This window comes from Hymenobacter cyanobacteriorum, from assembly GCF_022631375.1.
Classification (GTDB): Bacteria; Bacteroidota; Bacteroidia; order Cytophagales; family Hymenobacteraceae; genus Hymenobacter; species Hymenobacter cyanobacteriorum.
The window spans coordinates 539,977-564,208 of the sequence record NZ_JALBGC010000001.1; the positions used below are offsets into that span (position 1 = coordinate 539,977).

Consider the following 24,232-nt stretch of genomic DNA (forward strand, 5'->3'; position numbering starts at 1 on the left):
ACCGATGCGGCGAAGGTCGCGGCCGATTCTGTAGCTGGGCTGAAGGCAGTAAGGTTGAAATGACTACTGAACGTCATGCAGAGCGCAGTCGAAGCATCTCTACTGCGCAACGGAATCAATGACGGTTGCAACGACACAGTAGAAATGCTTCGACTGCGCTCTGCATGATGTTCTTTTTTCTTATCATATAATCCTCTCTTTCCTACCTTGCGCCATGCCCTCCCCTGCCCCCTTCCGCCCGCTGCGGGCGCTGCTTTTGCCTCTGCTGCTGCTGGGCGCCTGCCAGTCCGGCACCAAGTCGAAATCCGAAACGGCCACCGTCGCCACCGCGCCAGTGGCCGCGCCCGATTCGGCCGCTTTCACCATCCGGCACCCCGAGTGGGCGCGCCACGCCACCATCTACCAGGTAAATGTGCGGCAATACACGCCACAGGGCACGTTTCGGGCAGCCGAGGCCGACCTGCCGCGCCTGCAAAAGATGGGCGTGGGCATTCTCTGGCTGATGCCCATCAACCCCATCGGCCGCAGCCACCGCAAGGGCACGCTGGGCAGCGCCTACTCGGTGCGCGACTACCGCGCCGTGAACCCCGACCTGGGCACGCTGGCCGACCTGCAGCACTACGTGAACACCGCTCACCGCCTCGGCATGCACGTAATTCTGGACTGGGTGGCCAACCACACGGCCTGGGACAGCAACCTCACCACCGAGCACCCCGACTGGTACACCCGCGACGCGAAAGGCCAGTTCCGCCCGCCCGTGGCCGACTGGCAGGACGTTATCGACCTCGACTACTCGAAACCTGCCCTGCGCCGGTACATGACCGAAACCATGGCCTACTGGGTGCGCACGGCCGGCCTCGATGGCTTCCGGGCCGACGTGGCCGGGCTGGTGCCCACGGATTTCTGGAACACCACCCGGGCCGAGCTGGAGAAGATAAAGCCCGTTTTCATGCTGGCCGAGTGGGACGAGCTGTTTCCTCCTACCTTCATCTCGCGGCAGGAATTCGACCCCGACACCCGCCTGCTCGAAAAGGCCTTCGATGCCACCTACGCCCTGCGCCTGCACGGCCTGCTCGACAGCCTGGGCCGGGGCCAGAAACCCACCGCCGAGCTGGCCCACTACTGGGCCGCCGAGCGCCAGCGCTACCCCGCCGGCGTGAACCTGATGACCTTCACCAGTACCCACGACATCAACGCCTGGGACGGCAGCGAGTACGAGCGCCTCGGACCGAATGCTGAGCCCGAAGCCGTGCTTGCGATGCTCTGGCCCGGCATTCCGATGCTCTACAACGGCCAGGAAGCCGCCATGAAAAAGCGGCTGCGCTTCTTCGACAAGGACACCATTCCGTGGGGCAATTACCCCCTGCAGGACTATTTCTATACCACGCTGATAGGATTAAAGAAACGGCACCCGGCATTGGCCAATTTCGATGCTAGGAGCAAGTTCCGGTTGTATTCGACCGATGACGAATGCATTTGTTTTGAACGGCGCAAGGGCAATGCCTCGGTGGTAGTAACGGTTAATCTGAGTAACAAAACGCAGCAAGTCAACCTGCCGAAACGCCCCGGCCGCTATCACCCTGTTTTCTTCGATACCGGCCCGCCTTCCGAGCCGGCGGGGGCTATTGTCGCTTTGCCGCCGCACGGTTCTCAGGTTTGGGAACAGGATGCCGACAGCAATTAAGCTCGCCGCCTAAGGCAACCATTCCAGTCGGCGTGGCCTCCTCCTTCCACTCATCAATCTTCTTTCCATGAAAAGCTTCCTCTACGGTGCCTTGCTGCTACCCGCGCTGGCCCAGGCCCAAACCGAAAACTATGTGGTGCAAGGCACCGTGCGCAACCAGAGCACCGTCACCAAGGCGTACCTGAGCTATGCGTTCAACCAACAATGGCGCACGGACTCGGCCGTGGTGCAGAACGGCCATTTTGCCTTTCGGGGCACCCTGCCCGAGCCGGTACGGGCCAGCATTGCGTTCGGCCACAACGGCCAGTCGAAGCAAAAATCGCAGGATTTGCGGCATAGGCTTTTCTACCTCGAAGCAGGCACCCTGGAGCTCTCCACGCCCGATTCGGCTACGAAAGTTGTCATCGTGCGCGGCACCCCTACCAATACACAAGATGCCCAGCTTGGCGCCGCGCTGCAACCGCTGCAAGACCGCGCCAATGCCCTCGCCCGGGCGGCGCAGGCGCAGCCCGAGGCTACCCGCCCGGACAATACCAAAGCCCTGGCTGCCCTTGCGGCCGCGCAAGACAAGATTCGGACCGATTTCATCAAGGCGCACCCCGATTCGCCCTACAGCTTATTCGTGCTGTTCGACCTGCTGCTAAACACCCCCGAGGTGGCCGCTTACGCCCCCCTCTATCCGGGCCTGAGCGCCAACCTGCGCAACACGCCACGCGGCAAGCGCATTGGCGAGCAAATCAAGCGCTTGCAGAAGGTAGCGGTGGGCAACATGGCCCCCGATTTTACCCAAAACACGCCCGACAACGTGCCCGTGACGCTGAGCAGCCTGCGCGGCAAGTACGTGCTGATTGACTTCTGGGCCAGCTGGTGCGGCCCCTGCCGCGCCGAAAACCCCAACGTCATAAAGGCCTACAACGCCTTCAAGGACAAAAATTTCACCATTCTCGGGGTGTCGCTCGACGACCAGAAAACCCGCGACGCCTGGGTGCGCGCTATCAAAACCGACGGCCTGACCTGGACGCAGGTATCGGATTTACAAGCGTTCAACAACGCGGCCGCCCGGGCGTACGACGTAACCGGCGTGCCGCAGAATTTTCTGCTCGACCCGCAGGGCAAAATCGTGGCCATCAACCTGCGCGGCGAAGAGTTGCAAAGCACGCTCGCCAAGATGCTGAGCTCGACCAACTAAGGTTTCGAATTAGCGAGCAGCAACGCCGCCAATCAGCGCCTTTTCTTTGGAGAAGCGGCGCTGATTGGCGGCGTTGCCTATGTTTACGGATATGATGGAAACCGCCTTCGCCCAGCAATACGCCCTGGTGGCCAGCGCCCGCAGCGTGCTGCTGAACTACTGCGCCGGCCTCGCGCCGGCCCACTTCACCACGCCCGTGGCAGAGATGAATAACAGCAGCATCCGCGACCTGTTGGTGCACGTGGCCGGCTGCTACCACTATTGGCTGGGTGAGGTGGGGCTGAACCGGAGAATGGACCGGCTGCCGCCCGAAACCGTGCCCGATGCGGCGGCCCTGCGCGCCGTGTTTGCGGAAGTGGATGCGCTGGTGGCTGAGTTCAGCCGGCACCACGCGGCCGCGTGGCTGGCGCCGCAGCGCTTCATCCTGCCGCGCCAGGCGGAGCCGCTGGAGCTCACGCCGCTGCAGCTGTTCACGCACGTCGTCACGCATGAGTTTCACCACAAAGGGCAGGTGCTGACCATGAGCCGGCTGCTGGGCTATGTGCCGGTCGATACCGATGTTATTCGCACCTAGCACCTGAACAACTTCCCGCATTTTCGGGTACTGCCTGCTCTTCCTCACGCCCATTCGCCTATGCTGCCCCTGCTCGGCCTGCACCACGTCGCCCTCATCTGCTCCGATTACGCGGCTTCGAAACGCTTCTATACCGAAATTCTCGGGCTGGAAATTCTGGCCGAAACCTACCGGGAGGCGCGCGATTCCTGGAAGCTCGATTTGGCCGTGAATGGGCAGTACGTGCTAGAGCTGTTTTCCTTTCCCAGCCCGCCGCCGCGCCCCAGCTACCCCGAAGCCGCTGGCCTGCGCCACCTCGCCTTTGCCGTGCCCGACGTGGCCGCCGCCATCCGGCACCTGGCGGCCCACGGCGTGGCCTGCGAACCGGTTCGCGTGGATGAGTTCACTGGGCGCCGCTTCACGTTTTTTTCGGACCCCGACGGGTTGCCGTTGGAATTCTACGAGATGTAGGGGCGGGGTCGTACCCGGTAGGGCCTGCCCCCGCCCGTCGTTGAACAGCGCCAATACAACAGTGCGAGCGTCCGGGCGGGGACAAGCCCCGCACCCTACCACTGGCAACTACCACCACCAACGGCGCGTAGCGGAACACTCCACCGCCTCCCCCGACGATGCCCCACGACCACCCGCACGCCAACCGCTTCACCGTGGCCCACCCCGAATGGGTAGCCCACGCCACCATCTACGAAGTCAACGTCCGCAACTTCACGCCCGAGGGCACTTTCCGGGCCTTTGAGGCGCACCTGCCGCGCTTGGCGGCCATGGGCATCGGCATTGTGTGGCTGATGCCGGTGCACCCCATTGGCGAAGTGGGGCGCAAGGGCACGCTGGGCTCGCCCTATGCCGTGCGCGACTACTTCGCCGTGAACCCCGAATTTGGGACGCTGGACGACCTGCGCCATTTGGTGCAGGCCGCGCACAACCTGGGAATGAAGGTGATACTCGACTGGGTAGCCAACCACACCAGCCGCGACAATGCCCTCATTGCCGCGCACCCCGACTGGTACCAGCACGATGCCGCCGGCCAGTTGGTGCCGCCCGTGGCCGACTGGACCGACGTAGTGGCCCTCGACTATGGCAACCGCGAAATGCGCCGCTACATGACCGAGGCGCTGGCCTGGTGGATTCGGGAAACCGACATCGACGGCTACCGCTGCGACGTGGCCGGCCTGGTGCCCACCGATTTCTGGGACGATGCCCGGCCCGTGCTCGATGCGCTCAAGCCGGTATTTATGCTGGCTGAGTGGGACGAGCTGTACCCCTCGGGCGGCCTGACCTGGGAGGAATTCGACTCCGACACGCGGCTGCTTGAACAGGCTTTCAATATGGCCTTTGGCCTACGCCTGCACTACCTGCTCGACCGCATTGCCGAAGGCCACGCCACGCTGCCCGAAATCGACACCTACCTGGCCGCCGAGCGCGAGAAATACCCGCCCAGCGTGTACCTGATGCACTTCACCAGCAACCACGACGTGAACAGCTGGGACGGCACCGAATACGAGCGCCTCGGCCCGCTGGCGCCGCCCTTCGCCGTGCTCACGGCCCTGCTGCCAGGCATGCCCATGCTCTACTCGGGCCAGGAAGCGGGCCTGAACCGTCGGCTCGAATTTTTCGACCGCGATACCATTGAGTGGGGAGACTTCCCGCTCCAGGACTTCTATACCCGCCTGTTTCGGCTCAAGAAAACTCACCCGGCACTGCGCAACGGCGACCGGGCCAGCCACCTGCTGCGCCTGCCGGGTCCGCCCGAAGTATACAGTTTCTGCCGCACCAAAGGCACGGCTGCCGTGCTGTGCGCGGTGAATATTGCCACCGAAGTGCAGCTGATTCCTGCCGTGCCGGGCCAGTGGCGCGACCTGTTCAGCGACGAAACCCTGACGCTTTTTGCCGGCGAGGACCTGCCGGTGCCGGCCCACGGCTGGCGCGTGCTGGCAGCGGTAGAACCCGCCGCTGGCTAACCTTCCGGCGCGTTTTCCGGTTAGTGAACCTCATTCCCTGAATCTTCAAACTGCTATGCAAACCCGTGAACTCGGCCGCTCCGGCCTCCACATTTCGCCTCTCATGTTGGGCGGCAACGTCTTCGGCTGGACCATTGACGAAGCCACTTCCTTCGCCGTGCTCGACGCTTTTGTGGCCAACGGCGGCAACGCCATTGATACCGCCGACGGCTACTCGGTGTGGGTGCCCGGCCACGTGGGCGGCGAGTCCGAAACCATTATTGGCAAATGGCTGCAGCGGCGCGGCCGGCGCGACGACGTGGTCATCGCCACCAAAGTGGGCTGGGAGGTGAATGCCGACAACAAGGGCCTGAAAAAGGACTACATCCTACGCGCCGTGGAAGGCTCGCTCAAGCGACTGCAAACGGATTACATCGACCTCTACCAGTCGCACAAGGACGATGAAACCACGCCCGTGGAGGAAACCCTCGAAGCCTACGCCCAACTGGTGAAAGAAGGCAAGGTGCGCGCTATTGGCGCCTCCAACTTCACGGCGGCGCGCCTGCAGGAATCGCTGGATGCCAGTGCAAAGCACAATTTCCCGCGTTATGAGACGCTGCAAAACCTCTACAACCTGTACGACCGCGAGGATTTTGAGCAGAACCTCGCCCCGCTGCTGCTCAAGGAGAACATCAGCGCGATTCCGTACTACGGCCTCGCCGCCGGCTTCCTCACCGGCAAGTACCGCGACCAGGCCGACCTGCAAAAAAGCCCCCGCGGTGCCGGCGTGGGCCAGAAATACCTGAATGAAAAGGGCCTGGCCCTGCTCACCGCCCTCGATGCCGTGGCCGACCACCAGCAGGCCACGCCCGCCCAGGTAGCTCTGGCCTGGCTGATGCAGGCCCCGGCCGTGACGGCCCCCATCGCCAGCGCCACCAGCGTGGGCCAGGTGACGGAACTGCTCGAAGCCACCGAGCTACGCCTGACGGCCGAGGACGTGGAAACATTGGAGCAGGCGAAGCCGGTGAAGGCGGAGTAGCTTTTCTTCAGTGGAATAACAGAGCGTCATGCAGAGCGGAGCGAAGCATCTTTACCGCTCAACCTAATCCAATCGTTAGGATTAGTGGTGGCGGTAAAGATGCTTCGCTGCGCTCTGCATGACGTTCTTTTTTAACCCGAATACCCGGTTTGGTTACTGCGCCGTCACGTCCGCATACTCGTACTTCCGGGCCACTTCCAGCGGCTGGCCGTCGGCCTCGGCGTAGGGGTACACGAAGTAGTTGAGCGGCGGACCGGCTTGCTTGGGGGCTAGCGTCACGTCGCGGCCGCGGGTGAACTCGACGCGGTTTTCGTCGTGGGCGCCGAAGAAGTAGTTGCGCTTGTCGGGGTTTTTGGCGGCTTCGGAGGCGTCGACGGGCACCCAGCCGGTTTCGGGGGTGAAGAACTCGGCCCAGCAGTGGTAGCCTTTGATTTCGCCGCGGCCGCGCTCGGCCGGCAGCGGCAGCCCGATGCTGAAGCGCGCCGGAATGCCCAGGCTGCGGCAGTAGCCGATGACGATGGCGTGGAAATCGGTGCAGTTGCCGCGCCGCGCATCGCAGGCGTAGTAGATGTCGCCGCGGCCCCAGCCCTGGCCGGTTTTGTCGTATTTCACGGTGCTCACCACGTGCTCGTAGATGGCGCGGGCTTTTTCGAGCGGAGTTTTGGCGCCCGCTTTGGCCACCACTTCTTCGGCCTGTTGCTTGATTTTGGCATCGAGCGGCACGAGGCGGTCGGGGGCCAGCCAGCGGGCCAGGTCGGGGTCGGTTTTCTCTTTGGCGGGCTTGGCCGTGGGGGTGTTGGCGCGCAGGTTGAGGTGCTCGCGGCGCGTGATTTGGGCCGTGAGCGTGACCACCAGCGGGGCGGTGGGCACAGCAGCCGGGCGCAGGTGCAGCATCTGGTTGCCGAACGCGCCCTTCTCGATTTTGTAGGGCACCGGCGACTCAATTTTGAGGTCGCGGATGTCCTGGTTGGCGTCGGGATGGGGCAGCGGCAGCCATAAATCGAGGGTTTTGGTGCCGGCCGGTGGCACGGGCACGGTGGCGGTGCTGGTGAGCACAAACGTGCGGCTACGTGGCGCGGCGGCCGGTTGGCCCGGGGCCTCCAGGCCCGGCAGGTGCGCAGCCGCACCCAGCAGCCCCACCCAAATGGCGGGGGTAATCAACAACGAAACGTTCACGGCAACGAGGCAACAGGTCGCTGCTGGCGGGCGTCGGCAGAGCTGGATTGACTTTAGTTGTTAGTTGCTCGTTGTCAGTTGTCAGTATCAGGCAATCGCAAAAGTCCTGACAACTGACAACGAATAACTAACAACTAAGCAACCACTTCAACTCGACGGCCACCGCCACGTGCGATGCCCGCCGACGCGGCGCTCCGAAAAGTGCCCGCCAGTCAGGGCCAACCAGACCCCAGCAGTACGGCAAAGGTACGGCGCGGCCAACCGTGGGCCGGGGTGTGCGTACCAGCAACGGCTTCACTCCTGCTTCATCTTCATGCTCTTCCTCGCCGAACCCATCACGCCCTTCGACTGGCAGCGCCTGCTCTGGACGGCCGACGCGCCGCCCAGCTACCTGCTCGAAGTGGTGTTCCGCTGCGTGGCCACCTACGTGCTGATGCTGGCCGCCCTGCGCGTGACGGGCCGGCGCGGCGTGCGCCAGCTCTCCATTTTCGAGCTCAGCATCATCCTCGGCCTGGGCACGGCGGCCGGCGACACGATGCTCTACCACGACACGCCGTTTTTGCCCGTCATCCTTGTTTTTGCGATGGTGAGCCTGCTGTACTGGTTTTTCAACCGCCTCACCGAGTGGTTCCCGCGCTTTAGCGACTGGCTCGAAGGCACACCGGTGTTGCTGGTGGAGGAAGGGCGCATCAACATGAAAAACCTTGATAACCTGAACCTGACGCAAAAGGAGTTATTCGGCGAGCTGCGGCAGCAGCAGGTGGAGCACCTCGGTCAGGTGCGCCGCGCCTACATGGAAGCTACCGGCAACCTCAGCGCCTATTTCTTCGCGCCCGACGAGGCCGCGCCCGGCCTGCCCATCTGGCCCGAGGTGCTGGCCCAATCGCAGCACCGCGTAGAAGCGGCCGGCGCGCACGCCTGCTGCAAGTGCGGCGAGGTGCGGGAGCTGGCGCGGGGCGAGGCAGCGACTTGCCCGGTATGCCAGGGCAAAGGCTGGGTGCCGGTGTGCGCGGCGAAGAGGGAGGCGTGAGGCTGGCTACGGGGAAGCAATAAACCGTCATGCAGAGCGCAGCGAAGCATCTTGCCCGCCACAACTAATCAAACTACAGGATTACTTACTACGGGCAAGATGCTTCGCTGCGCTCTGCATGACGTTCAGTTGCATTCTGGCTCGTGCCACCCCGCGCTACCTTTGGCCGCATGAAGCCCACTGCCCTACCGGGTACGCCCCCGCCGGTGCTGGCCCTGGCCTCGTTTCCGGGGCCGCTGGCCCGCACGCCGTACTACTGCGACCGCCTGGAACGCCACGTGGTGCGGTTTCCGCACGTGAACGCGCCGCATGGGCACGACTTCTATTTGCTGCTTTACATCACCGAAGGTGCAGGCACGCACACAGTTGATTTGGTGACGTATGAGCTGCGGCCGGGCAGCCTGTTCTTTCTGGCGCCGGGGCAGGTGCACCACTGGCACTTAGCGCCCGAAGCGCGTGGCTTCGTAGTGTTTTTCAGCGCCGACTTCTATTTATTTCGCTACCCCGGCAGCGGGCTCTACGACTTCCCGTTTTTCGATAGCGCGCATCTGCCGGTGCTGTATCTGCCGTCCACCGAAACGGAAATTCGCCCGCTCATCGAGCGCCTGTTTGCGGAATATGAGGGACCGAAAACCAATCAAGCAGAGGTTTTCCGGTCTTATCTGCACCTGTGCCTGGAGCTGGCGGCGCGCCACTACGCCGCCCCGGCAACGGCCGAAACGGGCCTGGCCCAGCAGCAAATCCGGCAGTTCGGGGCGCTGCTCAACCTGCACTACCGCAGCCGGCGGAGCGTGCGCGACTACGCCGAATTGCTGCACGTGTCGGCCAATCACCTCAACGCCCTGTGCCGCCGGGTGCTCAACAAAACGGCCAGCGACCTTATCCACGAGCGGGTCATCACCGAAGCCCAGCGGCTGCTGAGCCTTTCGGCGCTGGGTGTGGCGCAGGTGGCTTACGAGTTGGGCTTTGAGGATGCGTCGTACTTCGGGCGCTACTTCCGCAAGTACACCGGCCGCACGCCCGAGGCCTTTCGGCAGCAGCGTTGATTTGTCCGGTAAGTGCCCGCAAACGGGCGGTGCTGGCCGCTAAGGGGCGCGGTAATTTTGATATACCAAAGCGGCAGGTGCCGCGCCGGCCACTCGCGCATGGGCGCGGGCCGCATTTCCCCGTATAGCTTCTGCTGCCTTATGCACCCCTCCCCCGCCCCGGCCATGACCGAACCCACCGATACCTACGAACTCGTCGATTCCACGGCGCTGGCCCTGGCCAAGTTGCGCTGCCCGCGCTGCCACCAGGGCAAAATGTTTTCGTATTCCGCGCTCAACGTCACCAAGTTTGCCCGCATGCCCGAGCAGTGCCCCGTGTGCGGCCAATCGTTCGAGCCCGAGCCGGGCTTCTACTTCGGCTCGATGTACATCACCTTTGCCTTCAACGTTGCCACCTTCCTGGTACTGGGCGTGCTGATTTACTACCTCATGGGCAACCCCGATACGTGGGTGTACGTGGCTATCATCACCGGCGCCACGGTGCTGCTCACGCCGGTTATTCTGCGCTACTCACGCGCGCTGATGCTGTATCTGTTCGGCGGCGTGCAGTACCGGAAAAGAAGTTAAAAGTTGAGAGTTAAAAGTTAAAAAGGCCCGTCTGAATTACTAGACGGGCCTTTTTAACTTTTAACTCTCAACTTTTAACTCTTCTACTTCAGCACCTGCGCACGCCACACGTTGTTGTAAGGGTTGGCATCGGGCAGCAGTTTGGTGGGGTTCAGGCGCACGAGGGTGAGCGGCGTGGTCGAATTCACACGGAACGTCCAGGTGCCGCTGCGCTGCCACACTTCCACGGGCAGGCGCACGCGGGTGGTTTTGCCGCCGGTTTCGGTTACGTCGGCGATGACGGGCATGGCGGCCTGGCCCTTGTTTTCGACGGTAATGAGGGCGCCCTGGGCGGGGTCCTGGTTCACGTAGGCCACGGTGGTCACGGCCTGGTCGAGGGTCCAGTTGTTGTACACCCACTCGCGCCAGAACCAGGTCAAATCCTCGCCGCTGGCTTCGTTCATCGTCCGGAAAAAGTCTTTGGGCTGCGGGTGCTTGAAGGCCCAGCGCTTGATGTAGGTGCGGAAAGCGTAGTCGAACCGGTCGGGCCCCAGAATCTCGGTGCGCAGCAGAAACAGGCCGTAACCCATCTTGCTATAAGCCGCGTAGCCGAGGAAGTTGGAGGGCGTCACGTCGGGCACGGTGTAGGGCGGCACGGTGCTGGGGTCCATGATGTAGCGGATGTTGCCCTGTACCAGCCGGGCGGTGTCGTTCAGCTGCTTGGCGTACTCGCCGTTGTTGAAAGCACCCGACGACAGGATATTGATGAAGGTATTGAAACCCTCGTCCATCCACGGGTATTTGCGCTCGTTCGAGCCCACAATCATCGGAAACCAGTTGTGGCCAAATTCATGGTCCGTCACGCTGTACAGGCTGGCTTTTTTGGCCTTCACGCCGCAGAACACAATGCCCGGGTACTCCATGCCGCCCACCACGCCGGACACGTTGGTCGCCACCGGATAGGTGTATTCGTACCACTGCTTCGAGTTGTATTCGATGCTCTTCTTCACGTATTCCGTCGAGCGGTTCCAGGCCGTGTCCTGGGCCGCTTCCACGGGGTAGAGCGACTGTGCCAGCGACTTACGCCCGCTGGGTAGGTTCATTTTGGCGGCATCCCACACAAAGGCCGACGACGCAGCCCAGGCCACATCGCGCGCGCGCTGGCACTTGAAGTGCCAGGTGAGGCGGCCATTTTTGCCACTCGGGCGCGAACCGGCCTGCGTCACTTCATCCGCCGAGCGGACGATGACCGTCTGGTCCGAGCCAGCGGCTTTGGCCAGGCGGCTTTGCTGGGCGCTGGTCAGCACTTCGGTCGGGTTCACCAGCTCGCCCGAGCCGCCCACGAGGTAGTTGGCGGGCACGTTCACGGTATAGTCGAAGTTGCCGTATTCGAGGTAGAATTCGGCCGTGAGGTAGGGCAGTGTGTTCCAGCCCTCCACGTCGTCGTACACGGCCATGCGCGGGTACCACTGCGCCACTTCGAAGATTTCGCCGTTTTTGGTTTGCAGGCGGCCGAGGCGGTCGGAGCCGTACTCGGGAATGCTGAACCCGTAGGCGATGTCGATTTTCAGCTTGTCGCCGCCGGGCTTCAGCGGCTCGGGCAGCATGATTTGCATGCGCGTGTCGGTCACGCGGTAGTTGGCCTTCTGCTTCTTGCCGTGCAGCTCGATGGTCACGGTCTGGAGCGAGTCGCCGCCGCGGAAGCCACGCGAGTTGTTGCCGAAGCGCCCGCCGCCGATGGGCGTGATGGCCGCCCCGCGCGAGTCTTCGCGGTACAGGTTCTGGTCGACCTGCAGCCACACAAAGGGCAGCGCGTCGGGCGAGTTGTTGGTGTAGGTGATGGCGGCGGTGGCCGTCACGCGGGCGGTTTTCTCGTCCAGCCGCGCGTCGATTTTATAGTCGGCCGCGTTCTGCCAGTAGTCGGCGCCGGGCTGGCCACCGGCCGTGCGCGTAGGCGTGCTCAGCTGCTCAATAAAACTTGGGTTGAACAGTGTGCGCGAGTCGTAGGCCGGGCCGGTATTGATGGTTTGGGCCAGGGCCGGGCCGGCCGCCAGCAGGGCCGCGCCCAGCAGCGCGCCGGGCAGGAAAGGGAGTTTCATGCGAAATGATGAAGGAATAAAGCGAGGAAGAATGACACAAAAGAACGTCATGCTGAGCGAGTCGAAGCATCTCTACCGCAATACTATTCCTTCGATTGGGATTAGTTGCGCAGTAGAGATGCTTCGACAAGCTCAGCATGACGTTCTTATAGTTAATACCACCTTCGCCGGCCCCGGCACTACCGCAGCCGCTGCTGCACCAGTTGCATCAGCCCGTTCAAATCGGCGGCGTCCAGCTCTGGCGCTTCGATAAAAGGCGTGAGCCCGCCATCCTCACCCACCGCAAACGCGGCCGGCAGCGGGTGCCGCGCCCACTGCGGGTAGTCGCGAATGAACTCGTTGCGGTGTAGAAACTCCACCGGCATGGGCAACGCTTTGATAAACTTTCGCCACTGCGGCTGCATCGAAGTCATCCCGTAGGTGATGGCGCAAAGCGAGCACGGGTAGGTACTGGGCGAGAGGATTTTGTGAAACAAGTCCTGGAGGCCGGCCAGGTGGCCACCGTCGGCGTTGTACACAAAAAGCAGGCGCTGGGGCAGCATGAGTAATCTAGTGAATAGTCAGTTTGGCGTAGGTGAAGGTGCTGCCCGGGTTTTTGCCCGTCCACATTTCCTTGCTCAACAACAAAGTATTGGCTGAAGTCCAGCAAATGCGGTAGGGCTCCCAGGTTTTGGGTTCCATTTCCCACACCGACTGCAATAACCCGTTGCGCATTTCCAGCAGTTGTAGGATGTTGGGCTGCCCACCGCCGTATTCAATGCCCATGCAGGTAACAATAATGCGTCGCAAGTCGGGAGAGAAGATTGGTTCGCCCCATAGTTCTAATACTTTCCCCGAAGCATCAACCAGCAGCCATTGGCCTATTTCATAGAGTTGCACATGCACTAAATGGCATTTAAAATCCGGCCGATACCCTAAATAGGTGTAGGTTGTCAGTTCATCCTCACTGTGGCCTTTTTTGATTGCCGCATCGTCAATAATGACATCAGTGAACACCTTTTGGCCTTTGGTAGTCGGAATCACAATGCGCCCCCGCACCTTCTTCAGCGGAAACGTCACGGTCGGCTTCGTCACCACCGCTCCCTTCTGCGCCGCTTGGTAGGCTGCCTTCGTCAGCGGGCTGAAGGTGACGTGCACGGCCGGCGGCCCGGCAGCGGGCAGTTTCAGCAGCAGCGCAAGTAGCAACAGGAGCAGCGGTTTCATAAAATACTTGGGAGAGGGATGCCGCGCCAAGGTACGGCCGGGCGCATCTTTGCGCTCATGCCCAATGCCGCCGCGCCCCTGCCCTACCTCGTGTTCGATTTCGATAGCACCTTCACCCAGGTCGAAGGGCTGGACGAGTTGGCCGACATCGCCCTGCAAGGCCACCCCGACCAGGCCAAAGTAGTCGGCCAGATTAAGGCCCTGACGGACCAGGGCATGGCCGGCGAAATCGGCTTTCAGGAGTCGCTAGCGAAGCGGTTGGCGCTGCTGGGAGCAAATGAGCGCCACCTCGCCCCGCTCATTGCCCGCCTCAAAACCAAGGTGAGTGAGAGCATCCGCCGCAACGGTAACTTCTTCCGGCAGTTTGCCGACCGCATTTACGTGGTGAGTAGCGGCTTCCGCGAGTTCATCGAGCCAGTGGTAGCCGAGTTTGGCATCCCGGCCAGCCACGTGCTGGCCAACACCTTCACGTTTGACGCCGCCGGCAACATCACCGGCTGCGACCCGGCCAACGTGCTGAGCCGCGACGGCGGCAAAATTCGCCAGCTCGTGCTGCTCGATTTGAACGGGCCGGTGTACGTGCTCGGCGACGGCTATACCGACTACCAGATTCGCGAGGCCGGGCTGGCCCACCGCTTCTACGCTTACACCGAGAACGTTAGCCGCCCCAGCGTAGTGGCCCACGCCGACGAAGTGCTGCCCACCTTCGACGAGTTTTTGTACCAACTAAGACTTCCCATGACTTTATCATACCCCAAAAACCGCATCAAAGTCCTGCTGCTTGAAAATCCTGATGCCCGCGCCGCTGAGCTGTTTCGCCTCGAAGGCTATCAGGTAGAGGAAGTTAAGGGCGGGCTCGACGAGGACGAGCTCATTCAGCGCATCGAGGGCGTGAGCCTGCTGGGCATCCGCTCGAAAACGCAGGTGACGCAGCGCGTACTCGACGCCGCCAACCGCCTCATCGGCATCGGCGCGTTCTGCATCGGCACCAACCAGATTGACCTCACGGCCGCCATGAAAAAGGGGGTGGCCGTATTCAACGCCCCGTTTTCGAACACCCGCTCGGTGGTCGAGCTAACGCTGGCCGAGCTGATTGTGCTGGCCCGCCGCATCCCCGAGAAGAACCCGAAGATGCACGCCGGCGAGTGGGACAAGTCGGCCAGCGGCTCGTTCGAGATTCGCGGCAAAACCCTTGGCATTGTGGGCTACGGCAACATCGGCTCGCAGCTGAGCGTGGTGGCCGAAGCCGTGGGCATGAAGGTGATGTACTACGATATGGCCGAAAAGCTGCAGCTCGGCAACGCTGTGAAGGCCCGCGCCCTCGATGAGCTGCTGGAGCAGTCCGACGTGGTGACGCTGCACATCGACGGCCGCCCCGAAAACGAGAATTTCTTCGGGGCCGCCGAGTTTGCCCGCATGAAAAAGGGCGCCCTGTTCATCAACAACGCCCGCGGGCACGTGGTGGACGTGCCGGCGCTGGCCGCTGCCCTGCGCAGCGGCCACCTCGGCGGGGCGGCCGTGGACGTGTTCCCGTACGAGCCCAAAACCAACAACGAGAGCTTCGAAAACGAGCTGCGCGGCCTGCCCAATGTGCTGCTCACGCCGCACATCGGCGGCAGCACGGCCGAGGCCCAGCGCAACATCGCCGAGTTCGTGCCCGAGCGGTTGATGCAGTACATCAACACCGGCAACACCCAGCAGTCGGTCAATTTCCCCAACATCCAGCTGCCCACGCAGCAGGCCCACCGCCTCATCCACATCCACGCCAACGTGCCGGGCGTGCTGGCCAACATCAACAACGTGCTGGCCCGCCACCATGTCAATATTCTGGGCCAGTACCTGAAAACCAACGAGCACATCGGCTACGTGATTACCGACATCAACCGCGAGTACGACCACGAGGTGATTCAGGCCCTGCGCGAGGTCGAGCACACCATCAAGTTCCGGGTGCTGTATTAGGAGGTGAGAAAGGAACGTCATGCTGAGCGGAGTCGAAGCATCTCTACCGCAGTAGTAAATCAAATTACTTCCTCAGTAGAGATGCTTCGACTCCGCTCAGCATGACGTTCTTATTTCATGTCGGCCATCATTCCTACCTTACCAGCCTCTTTCACTCCTTTCCTCATTACTCCGATGAAACTCCCGCTTCTGGCGCTGCTGCTCGGCACCGCTGCCCTGGGCCACGCCCAAACGCTTGCTCCGTTCGTGCTCAAAGGCAAGCTTAATAAAATTCCCGGTCCGGCTGTGGTGTATTTGCTCCGCGAGGGCGTACAACAAAGCGTGAAGTCCGACTCGGCGGTGGTGACCAACGGGGCGTTCGTGCTGCGCGGCACCTTGCCGGCCGCCACCAGAGCCCGGCTGGTGCTGGTGCAGCACGGCAACAAGCGCCGCATGCGCACCCGCCAGGCCGATAACGCCACGTTCTTCCTCGAAAAAGGCACCACCGTTTTCAGCAGCCCCGATTCGTTGGTGCACGCCACCATCACGGGCTCGGCCCTCACGGCCCAGTACCAGGAGCTCATGGCGCAACTCAAGCCTTCCAACACCCAAATGGAAGCGCTGTACGCGCAGTTTCGGGGGGCTACGCCCGAGCAGCGGGCGGCCCTGGAAAAGCAGACCGATGCGCTGGAGGAAAACCAGAAATCCCTGTTTGCCGCCTACGTGAAGGCGCACCCCAACACCCTCGTCAGCCTCGATGCCGTGGAGCAGCTGGGCGGGGCCGTGCCCAATTACACGGCCGTGTTCCCCCTCTTCGACCAGCTGACGCCCGCCGTGAAGGCCACGCCCGACGGCCAGGCCTACGCTGCCCGGCTGCAGGCGCTAAAGCGCGTAGCCATTGGCGCACAGGCCCCTGATTTTACCCTGAGCACCCCCGAAGGCAAGCCCGTGGCCCTGAGCAGCCTGCGCGGCAAGTACGTGCTGGTCGATTTCTGGGCCAGCTGGTGCGGCCCCTGCCGCCGCGAAAACCCCAACGTGGCCGCCGTGTACCAGGCCTACAAAGACCGCAACTTCGAAATTCTGGGCGTGTCCATCGACGTGGAGCGCAACCGCGCGCAGTGGCTCAAAGCCATTGCCGACGACCAGCTGACCTGGCCCCAGGTTTCGGACCTGAAGCAGGAGAATGAAGCCGCCCGGCTCTACAGCGTGCACGCCATCCCGCAGAACTTCCTCATCGACCCCAGCGGCAAAATTGTGGCCACCAACCTGCGCGGCGACGAGCTGAAGGCCACCGTGGCCCGCTTCATTCCTCAACCCTAAAAGCGCGCCCCGCAGCCTGCGCTACAAACGCCAACAGCCCCCGGCTTTCCTTGCGGAAGCCGGGGGCTGTTGCGTTGTGGGGTGCTGATTACTGGCGCACCACTTTCTGGCTGATGCTGCCGGTGGCCGTGGCCAGGCGCAGGATATACACGCCGGCGGGCAGTTCGGGCAGGTTGCTCAGGGCCTGGGGCGCAGCGCTCAGGTCGAGCTTGGTGGCGTACACCGGGCGGCCGGTCAGGCTCAGCAGGGTTACCGTGGTGGCTTGGGCTTCGGCCTGGCCGGGCAGGGCTACTGTGAGGCGGTCGGCGAAGGGGTTGGGGTAGGCGTCGAACTTGCTGGCAGCACTGGCACCGGCGGCGCCGCGGCTCACGGTTACTACCGGCGAGTAGGCCACGGTGCCGTCGAGGTCTTCCTGGCGCAGGCGATAGTAGCGGCGGCCGGTGGCCAGGGCTGCATCGGTGGCGTCAACATACACATAAGTGGTGAGCGAGGTGCTTTTGCCAGCGGCGGCCAGCGTGGCGATGGCGGCGTAGCGGCTGCCATCGGCCGAAGCTTCTATCACAAAGCGGGCGCTGTTGATTTCCTGAGCCGTGGCCCAGTTCAGGCGGTTGCCAGTGGCCGTGGCCTGGCCGGTGAAGGCCGTGAGCACCACCGGCAGCGGGGCGGTGAGGGTGGGCGCGGTGGCTGAAGTGGCCTGTTCGTACCGATACACGGTGCCGTTGCCGTTGCCGATGAAGAGGTCGAGCAAACCGTCGCCGTCGTAGTCGGTCACGGCTGGGGCGGCGTAGCCACCGCTGTTGCTGAAGTTAGTGCCCGAGTTACCCATGTTGATAACGTTGGCGGCGGTCCCGTCGGTGCTCAGGTTGCGCATAAAGGTGAAGGTCATTGCATTCACCGCCGTCTGGGTGTAGAGCTGCACGTTGCCGGCGTAGTTGCCCACCAGCATGTCGAGTTTGCCGTCGCCGTCGTAGTCGGTGATGAGCGGCTTGCTCACATCGCCGGCATCGAGCACCGTGGTGCCATCGGCCAGCTTGATGGTCGTAGGACCGCTGAAGCCGGCCGTGGTGTTGTTGGTGCTGGCCAATTGCTCATAGCGGTTCAGCAAGCCGTTGTTGCTGCCCACGATGATGTCAATCAGGCCATCATTGTCGAGGTCGCCCACCGAAGGACGGGCGTAGGAACCGGCGTTGGCCACCGTCGTGGTTGTTACGCCGTAGGGGTTGGCAAACAAGGTGGTACCGGCTCCCACTTTGAACGCACCAGCGCCCGTGCTGGCGCTTTGCTCATACATCAGCACGGTGCCGTTTTCTTCGCCCACGATGATTTCCTGCAGGCCGTCACCGTCGAGGTCGCTCACGGTTGGCTTGGCGTAGAGGCCCACGTCCACGGTTGCGCCGCCGCTGGCAAACGTAATCAGCGTGCCCGTGGTGCTGAAGGCGCCGTTGGTGGCCGTCTGCTCGTAGTCCATCATGGTGCCGTTGCCCTGGCCCACCAGCAGTTCCAGCAAGCCGTCTTTGTCGAGGTCGGCCGCTACGGGGGTCGAGAAGTTGCCGGTGGCCGTGGCGCTGGTCGCGTTGGTGTTCAGCTGGCCGTAGTTGCTGTTCGAAGAAGTGCGGGTGACGCCCAGCTTGGCGCCGCTCACGGCCGTGCCGAGCGCCGTCGTCAGGCGCACCCGGCCCGAGCCAGCGGCAGCCGGCACAACGAAAGTAGCCGTGGAGGAAGGCACCACCCCGGCCGAGGCCCGCACGACCTGGCCGTTCAGCAGCACCGAGGTGAAACCGGTGAGGTTGGTGCCGGTGATGGTGACCGTGGCGCCGGGGGCGGCCGTGGTCGGCGTTACGCTGCTGATGGTGGGCGCCTGCGCCATGGCGGCGGCGGGCAGCAGCAAACCCAGCGTAGCCAGGCAGAACAAACGAGCGGCGGGAGTAGCGAGCGTAAACATGTTATTGATATTGAAGAGGATTCACTTGGCGGAAGGGCCAGCTTAGTTGCGGCCGTTTTGATGATACAAAGCTCTCCACAGGGGGCGGGCGCTATTTTTTCCTTCGTCAAATCAGGTTCGTTTCGCGTCCAACCTAACCTATTTCCCAGCGAATGAAAAAAGGGCTGCCGACGAATGAAAATGGGCGTTTTTAAGCCATGAGGGGCATTTTTTAGTATGCACGCATACTTTATCGGACGTATCCGGCCAGTCATCGCCCGAAAACACCCGTTCGTCGACAAACGGCCGCGGTCAGGCGGGGCCGCAAGCATCGAAAAGCTCGTCGCTGCCCGTATCTTCAAGCCTGCTCTCAGGTGCTGCAGCCCCCAACAGGACGGCCCGCGTTGCCCACCACCGCTTTTTATTCTTTGCGCTTATGCCCTACCGCTACTTATTGGCCCTGCTTCTGCTGATTTCCGCCCCGGGCCGGGCCCAGATTACCCCCACCGTGAGCAGCTGGGTGGTGAACACCACCGGCGCCACCGGCTACAACGGCATTCCGAGCAACGTGCAACGCGTGCAGTACTCCACCGGCAACGTGTACATCACCTGCACGGGCGTGCCGAGCTACACCATCGGCCCCTGGCCCAATAATCCCAACGCGGCCACCAATCAGAACTTCGTGTTCAAAATAACCCGCGCGCCCACGCCCAACACCGGTACGGCTGTGGCCACGCCGCTGGGCCACACCGGCATCTGGAGCAACGGCGTGAGCATCTTCAACGCCAAAGACGCCATGAGCTACAACAACGCGGGCGTGTGGAACCAGAACGCCATCGTGGTGGAAGGCCCCAGCTTCGACTCCTGCCTGGGCCACCCGGCTGGCAACGGCGAGTACCACCACCATCTCAACCCGCGCTGCCTCTACAACGACCACGATAGCACCCGCCACTCCCCCATCATCGGCTTTGCCTTCGATGGCTACCCCATTTACGGCGCCTACGGCTACGCCAATACCAACGGCACCGGCGGTATCAAAAGCATGAAGACGTCGTACCGGGCCCGCAACATCACGGCCCGCACCACCCTGCCCGACGGCAGCCCGGCCCCCTCGCCCGGCCCCGCCATCAATGCCGCCAAGCCACTGGGCTATTATATCGAAGACTTTGAATACGTGGCCGGCCGCGGCGACCTGGACGTGCACAACGGCCGCTTCTGCATTACGCCGGAGTACCCGGCCGGCACCTACGCCTACTTCGTCACCATCAATTCAACCTACGCCGGCGCCTACCCCTACACGCCCGGCCCCACCTACTACGGCGTAATTCCGGCCGGGGCCACGGGCCCGCAATCGGGCCACGCCGTGGTGAACGAGCCCGTGACGACCTACGTGGTAACGGCTACCTTCCTGGCCGCCGGTTTGCAAGTCACGACCTATCCCAACCCGGTGAGCGACCAGTTGACCGTGGCCCCCGAAGGCGGCGTGGCCAATGACCTGCGCGCCCGGCTTTTCAACACCCTGGGCCAGCCCGTGGGCGCGGTGCTGGAGCTGCATCCTTCTGTGCCGACCGAGTTTGATGTATCGGGGCTGGCCGCCGGGGTGTATTTCCTCAGAGTGGACGGCACGGGCGTTTCGGGTACTCAGAAAGTGGTGGTGACGCATTAGCTCACAAACCGCCCCTACAGCCGGGCCCGCACCTGCGCCAGCACGCGCTCTACCTCGTTGCGCATGGTGCCGCTTTCGGCCACGTGGTTGTTGTTCATGAATGTAAACGCCACTAGCCGGCCGCTTTTGGTGCGCAGGTAGCCGCACATGTTCAGGTTGTTGGAGAGCGTGCCGGTTTTGCCCCACACCCAGGGGCCGGCGGCGTCGTGGTAGCGCTTGCGCAGGGTGCCCTGGCCGCCGCCAGCCGCCAGCAAACTCAGCAGCCGACGCTCGGGCAGCTCCTGGTGCAGCTTGAGCAGCAGGCCCGTGAGGGTGCGCGGGGTGATGAGGTTGAGGCGCGAGAGGCCCGAGCCATCCACCCACAGAACCGGGTCGGGCAGCGTGCCGAGCAGATTTTTACGGGCGTAGCGGATGACGCGGCCGGTGCTAAGCGAGTCGCGGCGGCCGATTTTGGTGCTGCACATCAGCAGCAGCTGTTCGGCCAGGAAGTTGTCGCTCACGCGCAGCATGCGGCGGTAGAGCGAGTCGACGCGCAGGCCGTAGAGGGTGCGGATGGAGTCGCCCTGCGCGGGGCGCGGGCGCCACACGGCGTTGCTGGTGGCCCGGCGCAACGTGTCGCCCAGCAGCCGCAGCATCAGCCCGCGGCTCGTTACGAAGGGCGTTTCATCGACCCATTTTTTCACCGTCGGCAACACGTAGAAACGGTTTTCGTGCAGCGCCCGGATGATGTGCGTGTCGGTATCGAGGCCGGGCGTGCGCAGCTCGGCCGGGGCCGGCCCCACCAGCGGCGCGAAGTAGCGCGGCAGCACCCGAATGCGCGACTGCGGCGCCACGGCCGGCCGTGTGCCGGCCCGCACCGGCGCGGGCGGCGTGGCATAGAAGCGCACGGTGTTGCCGAAAATGGGGAAGGCGGCGCGCTCGGGCTGGAAGTAGTAGCCGTAGTCGTCCCAGGTCCAGCCCGGGCCGAAAGGCGCGACGGTGGCAATGTCGCAGTAGGCCAGCGTGCGTTCCGGCCGGTTCAGCAGGAAGCTGTAGGCGCGGCGGCTGGGCACGTCGCCGTGCAACAGTGTGGGGTCGCCGGTGCCCTGGAAAAACAGGGTATCATTCCGCGAGAAGTAGCGCAGACTGGGCAGCGAATCGGCGAGGATGTGCAGGCCGGCGTAGAGGCTAAACAGCTTCATGTTGCTGGCCGGCGTGAAGTACTTGGTTTCCTGGTAGCCGTAGAACGGGCGGGCGCTGTCGGCATACGCCAGGCTCATGCCCACCTGGTGCAGCCGCAGGATGGGCGAGGCCGTGAGCAGCGAATCGAGCCAGGGCAGCGGCTGACCGGGCCGCACGGCCACAGGCGCGCCGGCCGGCTTGTCGGTGGCCGACTGCGCGCAGGCGGATAATTGGGTAATGCCCAGCGTGAGCAGCAGCAGGAAATAGAACGGGCGTAACATCGGCCGCAACTTACGCAGCAAACGGGGCTGGGGTGGCTTTTGGGCGGGAATTTGTATCTAACCTCATTACAGAGCACGTCATGCCGAGCGTAGCCGAGGCATCTCGCGTGCCGCCACTAATTCTTCTCATCGATTGGATTACTTCGGCACGCGAGATGCCTCGGCTACGCTCGGCATGACGTTTAGGGGCCAGCGCAACAAAAAAATCAAAACCCTTCCCAACCTGTTGTTGTCGACTTTCCATTGTCCGAAACCCGCAACCTCGCATTATGTCCATCAACGCCCTGTTCGCGCCCTTCGCGCTGAAATCCCTCAACCTCAAAAACCGCATTGTGATGGCCCCCATGACGCGCTCCTTCTCGCCCAACGGCGTGCCGGGCGCCGACGTGGCCGCCTACTACCGCCGCCGGGCCGAGGGCCAGGTCGGCCTCATCCTCTCCGAAGGCACGGTGGTGGAGCGCCCCGCCTCGTCCAACGACCCCAACATTCCGCATTTTTACGGCGAGGCCGCCCTGGCCGGCTGGCAGCACGTCATCGACGAAGTGCACGCCGCCGGGGGCCAGATGGGTCCGCAGCTCTGGCACATGGGCGTGATGGCCGAGCACCGCTCGGGCTGGAAGCCGTCGGAAAATTTTGAAGGTCCCTCCGGCCTCATCAAGCCCGGACAGGCCACCGGCAAGGCCATGAGCGAAAACGATATCACCGACACCATCGCCGCCTTCGCCCGCGCCGCCGCCGACACCAAGCGCCTCGGCTTCGATTGCCTGGAGCTGCACGGCGCCCACGGCTACCTCATCGACCAGTTTTTCTGGGCCGGCCTGAACGAGCGCACCGACCAGTACGGCGGTGACGACCTCACCCAGCGCAGCCGCCTGGCCGTGGAACTGGTGAAGGAAGTGCGCCGGGCCGTGGGCGAGGATTTCGCCATCAGCCTGCGCCTCTCGCAGTGGAAACAGCAGGACTACGCCGTGAAGCTAGCCCACACGCCCCAGGAAATGGAGGCATGGCTCCAGCCCCTGGCCGAGGCAGGCGTCGATATTTTCCACTGCTCGCAGCGCCGCTTCTGGGAGCCCGAGTTCGAGGCCGAAGGCTCGGACCTGAACTTCGCCGGCTGGGTGAAAAAGCTCACCGGCAAAACCACCATCACCGTGGGCTCGGTGGGCTTGTCGGGCGAATTCCTGGCCGGCTTCGCGGGCGAAACCTCCGAGCCGCAGGGCATCGAGGAGCTGCTGCGCCGGCTCGACCGCAACGAATTCGACCTCGTGGCCGTTGGCCGCCAGCTCATCGTGGACCCGAACTGGGTGGAAAAAATCCAGGCCGGCCGCGCCGACGAAATGGTGGGTTTCAGCCGCGAGGCGCTGCGCACGCTGGTGTAAGCCGGCGGTGGCTTTAAGCGCAGCTTCCACACAAAAAATCCCAGTCGCCCATTGTTAGGGCGGCTGGGATTTTTTGTACGGAAGCCTATTAGCTAAGCAGTTGCCTGAGTGGCGGCGGGCAGCGCGCCAAAGCGCTGCTTCAGGTCGTCGTAGGTGCCGGGCGAAATGGCCAGGTGCTGCACCACGGTGGCCGTCGACTCCGAGGCTTTGCCTTTGTCGTCGACTTTGGGCGTCACGTTTTCCAGCGTCAGGTACTGGCAGGCGGGGTCGTTGGCCACGCGGTGCAGCTTGAGGCGGGCAAAGGGCTCCAGCGCGGCCTGGGGCACGTGCGGCGCCAGAGCCTGAAACTGGCCAGTTTCGAGGGCGGTGCGGGTTTGGGCGGCGTCGGCGGCATAGGCCACGGGATGCGCCAGCGCTTCCTCATCGGCCCACTCGTTGGTGAGCTCCGAGAAGGGCTCATCGGCCTGCGACTTGGCCATCAAGTAAGCCCCGCCGAGAATCATCACCAGCTCTACCACCCACACAAACCACAGAAACGCGCCCGAGGCCGTGGCCCCCTTCAGCGACCAGGTGCCGGTTGCGTTGATTTTGACAATCGCATTCCACATCGCGCCCGGGTGGGTGAGCACATCGGCAAACAACCGCGCGCTGAACGACGTGCTGGTGTCGGCATCGCGCCCGGTGCCGGTGGTTTCGGAGTTGAACAGCAGCGTGAGGTACACGCTCCACTCCAAATACACGGCGGCCAGGCCCACCAGCACCGCCAGCCCGCCCACGCCGCTGGGGCTGCGCAGCTTGCCGGCCCGTGCCAGCAGCAGCAGCACGCCGCCCAATACCAGCCCAAAACCCAGGCAGATGAAGAAGTTGATGTACACAAACGGGATGTACCAGATGGCGTAGATGTAGACGAACGCCAGCGCGGCAGCGGCCAGCACGCCGCCCAGCAAAAACAGCAGGACGCCCCCAATGGGCATTTTATTCGACGGTTGGTAATAAAGGCTCATGCGGAAGGGAGGGAAAAGGAAAGGATGAATTCAGCCGCAAGAAAC

The 24,232-nt window shown here is 63.1% G+C and carries 20 protein-coding genes; 13 read left to right on the top strand and 7 right to left on the bottom strand.

Translation table 11 applies throughout. The annotated features are described in order from the left end of the window. The first annotated feature begins 214 nt into the window (after positions 1-214). The 6 genes from MON38_RS02305 (at position 215) to MON38_RS02330 (ending at position 6,420) form a co-directional block, all read left to right on the top strand. A complete protein-coding gene (locus tag MON38_RS02305) occupies positions 215-1,684 on the top strand; it encodes an alpha-amylase family glycosyl hydrolase (protein WP_241934515.1) in 1,470 nt (489 codons plus the stop codon). Between the two features lie 67 nt (positions 1,685-1,751). Beyond that, positions 1,752-2,873: a TlpA disulfide reductase family protein gene (locus MON38_RS02310; RefSeq protein WP_241934516.1), complete on the top strand. Its 1,122-nt coding sequence runs from the start codon at positions 1,752-1,754 to the stop codon at positions 2,871-2,873. Between the two features lie 91 nt (positions 2,874-2,964). Then, positions 2,965-3,447 carry a DinB family protein gene (locus MON38_RS02315; protein WP_241934517.1) on the top strand — a complete coding sequence of 161 codons (483 nt, stop codon included), beginning with the start codon at positions 2,965-2,967 and terminating at the stop codon, positions 3,445-3,447. 60 nt (positions 3,448-3,507) lie between these two features. Continuing rightward, a complete protein-coding gene (locus tag MON38_RS02320; protein WP_241934518.1) occupies positions 3,508-3,897 on the top strand; it encodes a VOC family protein in 390 nt (129 codons plus the stop codon). A gap of 158 nt (positions 3,898-4,055) precedes the next feature. After that, on the top strand, positions 4,056-5,402 hold the full coding sequence (locus tag MON38_RS02325; protein WP_241934519.1) for an alpha-amylase family glycosyl hydrolase: 1,347 nt from the start codon (positions 4,056-4,058) through the stop codon (positions 5,400-5,402). Positions 5,403-5,457: 55 nt separating this feature from the next. Then, on the top strand, positions 5,458-6,420 hold the full coding sequence (locus MON38_RS02330) for an aldo/keto reductase (protein WP_241934520.1): 963 nt from the start codon (positions 5,458-5,460) through the stop codon (positions 6,418-6,420). Between the two features lie 153 nt (positions 6,421-6,573). Here the strand turns inward: MON38_RS02330 and MON38_RS02335 are convergent, their stop codons facing one another. Then, a complete protein-coding gene (locus tag MON38_RS02335; RefSeq protein ID WP_241934521.1) occupies positions 6,574-7,596 on the bottom strand; it encodes a transglutaminase-like domain-containing protein in 1,023 nt (340 codons plus the stop codon). A 313-nt stretch (positions 7,597-7,909) separates the two neighbouring features. On the opposite strand from MON38_RS02335, the gene MON38_RS02340 reads away from it, so the two are divergent. The 3 genes from MON38_RS02340 (at position 7,910) to MON38_RS02350 (ending at position 10,239) form a co-directional block, all read left to right on the top strand. Next, a complete protein-coding gene (locus MON38_RS02340) occupies positions 7,910-8,626 on the top strand; it encodes a DUF421 domain-containing protein (protein ID WP_241934522.1) in 717 nt (238 codons plus the stop codon). Between the two features lie 170 nt (positions 8,627-8,796). Continuing rightward, a complete protein-coding gene (locus tag MON38_RS02345; protein WP_241934523.1) occupies positions 8,797-9,672 on the top strand; it encodes a helix-turn-helix domain-containing protein in 876 nt (291 codons plus the stop codon). A 141-nt stretch (positions 9,673-9,813) separates the two neighbouring features. Next, the gene (locus tag MON38_RS02350; RefSeq protein ID WP_241934524.1) at positions 9,814-10,239 is read left to right on the top strand and encodes a DUF983 domain-containing protein; all 426 of its coding nucleotides are present in this window, start codon (positions 9,814-9,816) and stop codon (positions 10,237-10,239) included. An 83-nt stretch (positions 10,240-10,322) separates the two neighbouring features. On the opposite strand, the gene MON38_RS02355 is transcribed toward MON38_RS02350, so the two are convergent. The 3 genes from MON38_RS02355 to MON38_RS02365 all read right to left on the bottom strand — a co-directional run bounded on the left by MON38_RS02355 (position 10,323) and on the right by MON38_RS02365 (position 13,520). Next, positions 10,323-12,317, bottom strand: coding sequence for a M1 family metallopeptidase (locus MON38_RS02355; protein WP_241934525.1), 1,995 nt, complete (start codon positions 12,315-12,317; stop codon positions 10,323-10,325). Positions 12,318-12,496: 179 nt separating this feature from the next. Continuing rightward, the gene (locus MON38_RS02360; protein ID WP_241934526.1) at positions 12,497-12,859 is read right to left on the bottom strand and encodes a hypothetical protein; all 363 of its coding nucleotides are present in this window, start codon (positions 12,857-12,859) and stop codon (positions 12,497-12,499) included. A 7-nt stretch (positions 12,860-12,866) separates the two neighbouring features. Then, entirely contained in the window at positions 12,867-13,520 is a 654-nt protein-coding gene (locus MON38_RS02365) for a hypothetical protein (RefSeq protein WP_241934527.1), read from the bottom strand. A gap of 57 nt (positions 13,521-13,577) precedes the next feature. On the opposite strand from MON38_RS02365, the gene serA reads away from it, so the two are divergent. Together serA and MON38_RS02375 are read left to right on the top strand one after the other, a co-directional pair. Continuing rightward, positions 13,578-15,479 carry a phosphoglycerate dehydrogenase gene (serA, locus tag MON38_RS02370; protein WP_241934528.1) on the top strand — a complete coding sequence of 634 codons (1,902 nt, stop codon included), beginning with the start codon at positions 13,578-13,580 and terminating at the stop codon, positions 15,477-15,479. Between the two features lie 174 nt (positions 15,480-15,653). After that, a complete protein-coding gene (locus tag MON38_RS02375; RefSeq protein WP_241934529.1) occupies positions 15,654-16,778 on the top strand; it encodes a TlpA disulfide reductase family protein in 1,125 nt (374 codons plus the stop codon). 88 nt (positions 16,779-16,866) lie between these two features. On the opposite strand, the gene MON38_RS02380 is transcribed toward MON38_RS02375, so the two are convergent. After that, complete coding sequence (locus MON38_RS02380; protein WP_241934530.1) at positions 16,867-18,720, bottom strand: FG-GAP-like repeat-containing protein; 1,854 nt, start codon at positions 18,718-18,720, stop codon at positions 16,867-16,869. A gap of 415 nt (positions 18,721-19,135) precedes the next feature. On the opposite strand from MON38_RS02380, the gene MON38_RS02385 reads away from it, so the two are divergent. Continuing rightward, a complete protein-coding gene (locus tag MON38_RS02385; RefSeq protein WP_241934531.1) occupies positions 19,136-20,365 on the top strand; it encodes a T9SS type A sorting domain-containing protein in 1,230 nt (409 codons plus the stop codon). Between the two features lie 14 nt (positions 20,366-20,379). On the opposite strand, the gene MON38_RS02390 is transcribed toward MON38_RS02385, so the two are convergent. Beyond that, positions 20,380-21,807 (bottom strand): D-alanyl-D-alanine carboxypeptidase, encoded by a 1,428-nt coding sequence (locus MON38_RS02390; RefSeq protein ID WP_241934532.1) that lies wholly within the window; start codon positions 21,805-21,807, stop codon positions 20,380-20,382. 269 nt (positions 21,808-22,076) lie between these two features. Here MON38_RS02390 and MON38_RS02395 point away from each other — a divergent pair, with 269 nt between their 5' ends. Continuing rightward, a complete protein-coding gene (locus MON38_RS02395) occupies positions 22,077-23,183 on the top strand; it encodes an NADH:flavin oxidoreductase (protein ID WP_241934533.1) in 1,107 nt (368 codons plus the stop codon). Between the two features lie 92 nt (positions 23,184-23,275). Here MON38_RS02395 and MON38_RS02400 read toward each other — a convergent pair whose 3' ends face one another. Continuing rightward, on the bottom strand, positions 23,276-24,187 hold the full coding sequence (locus MON38_RS02400; RefSeq protein ID WP_241934534.1) for a hypothetical protein: 912 nt from the start codon (positions 24,185-24,187) through the stop codon (positions 23,276-23,278). Positions 24,188-24,232 lie beyond the last annotated feature (45 nt).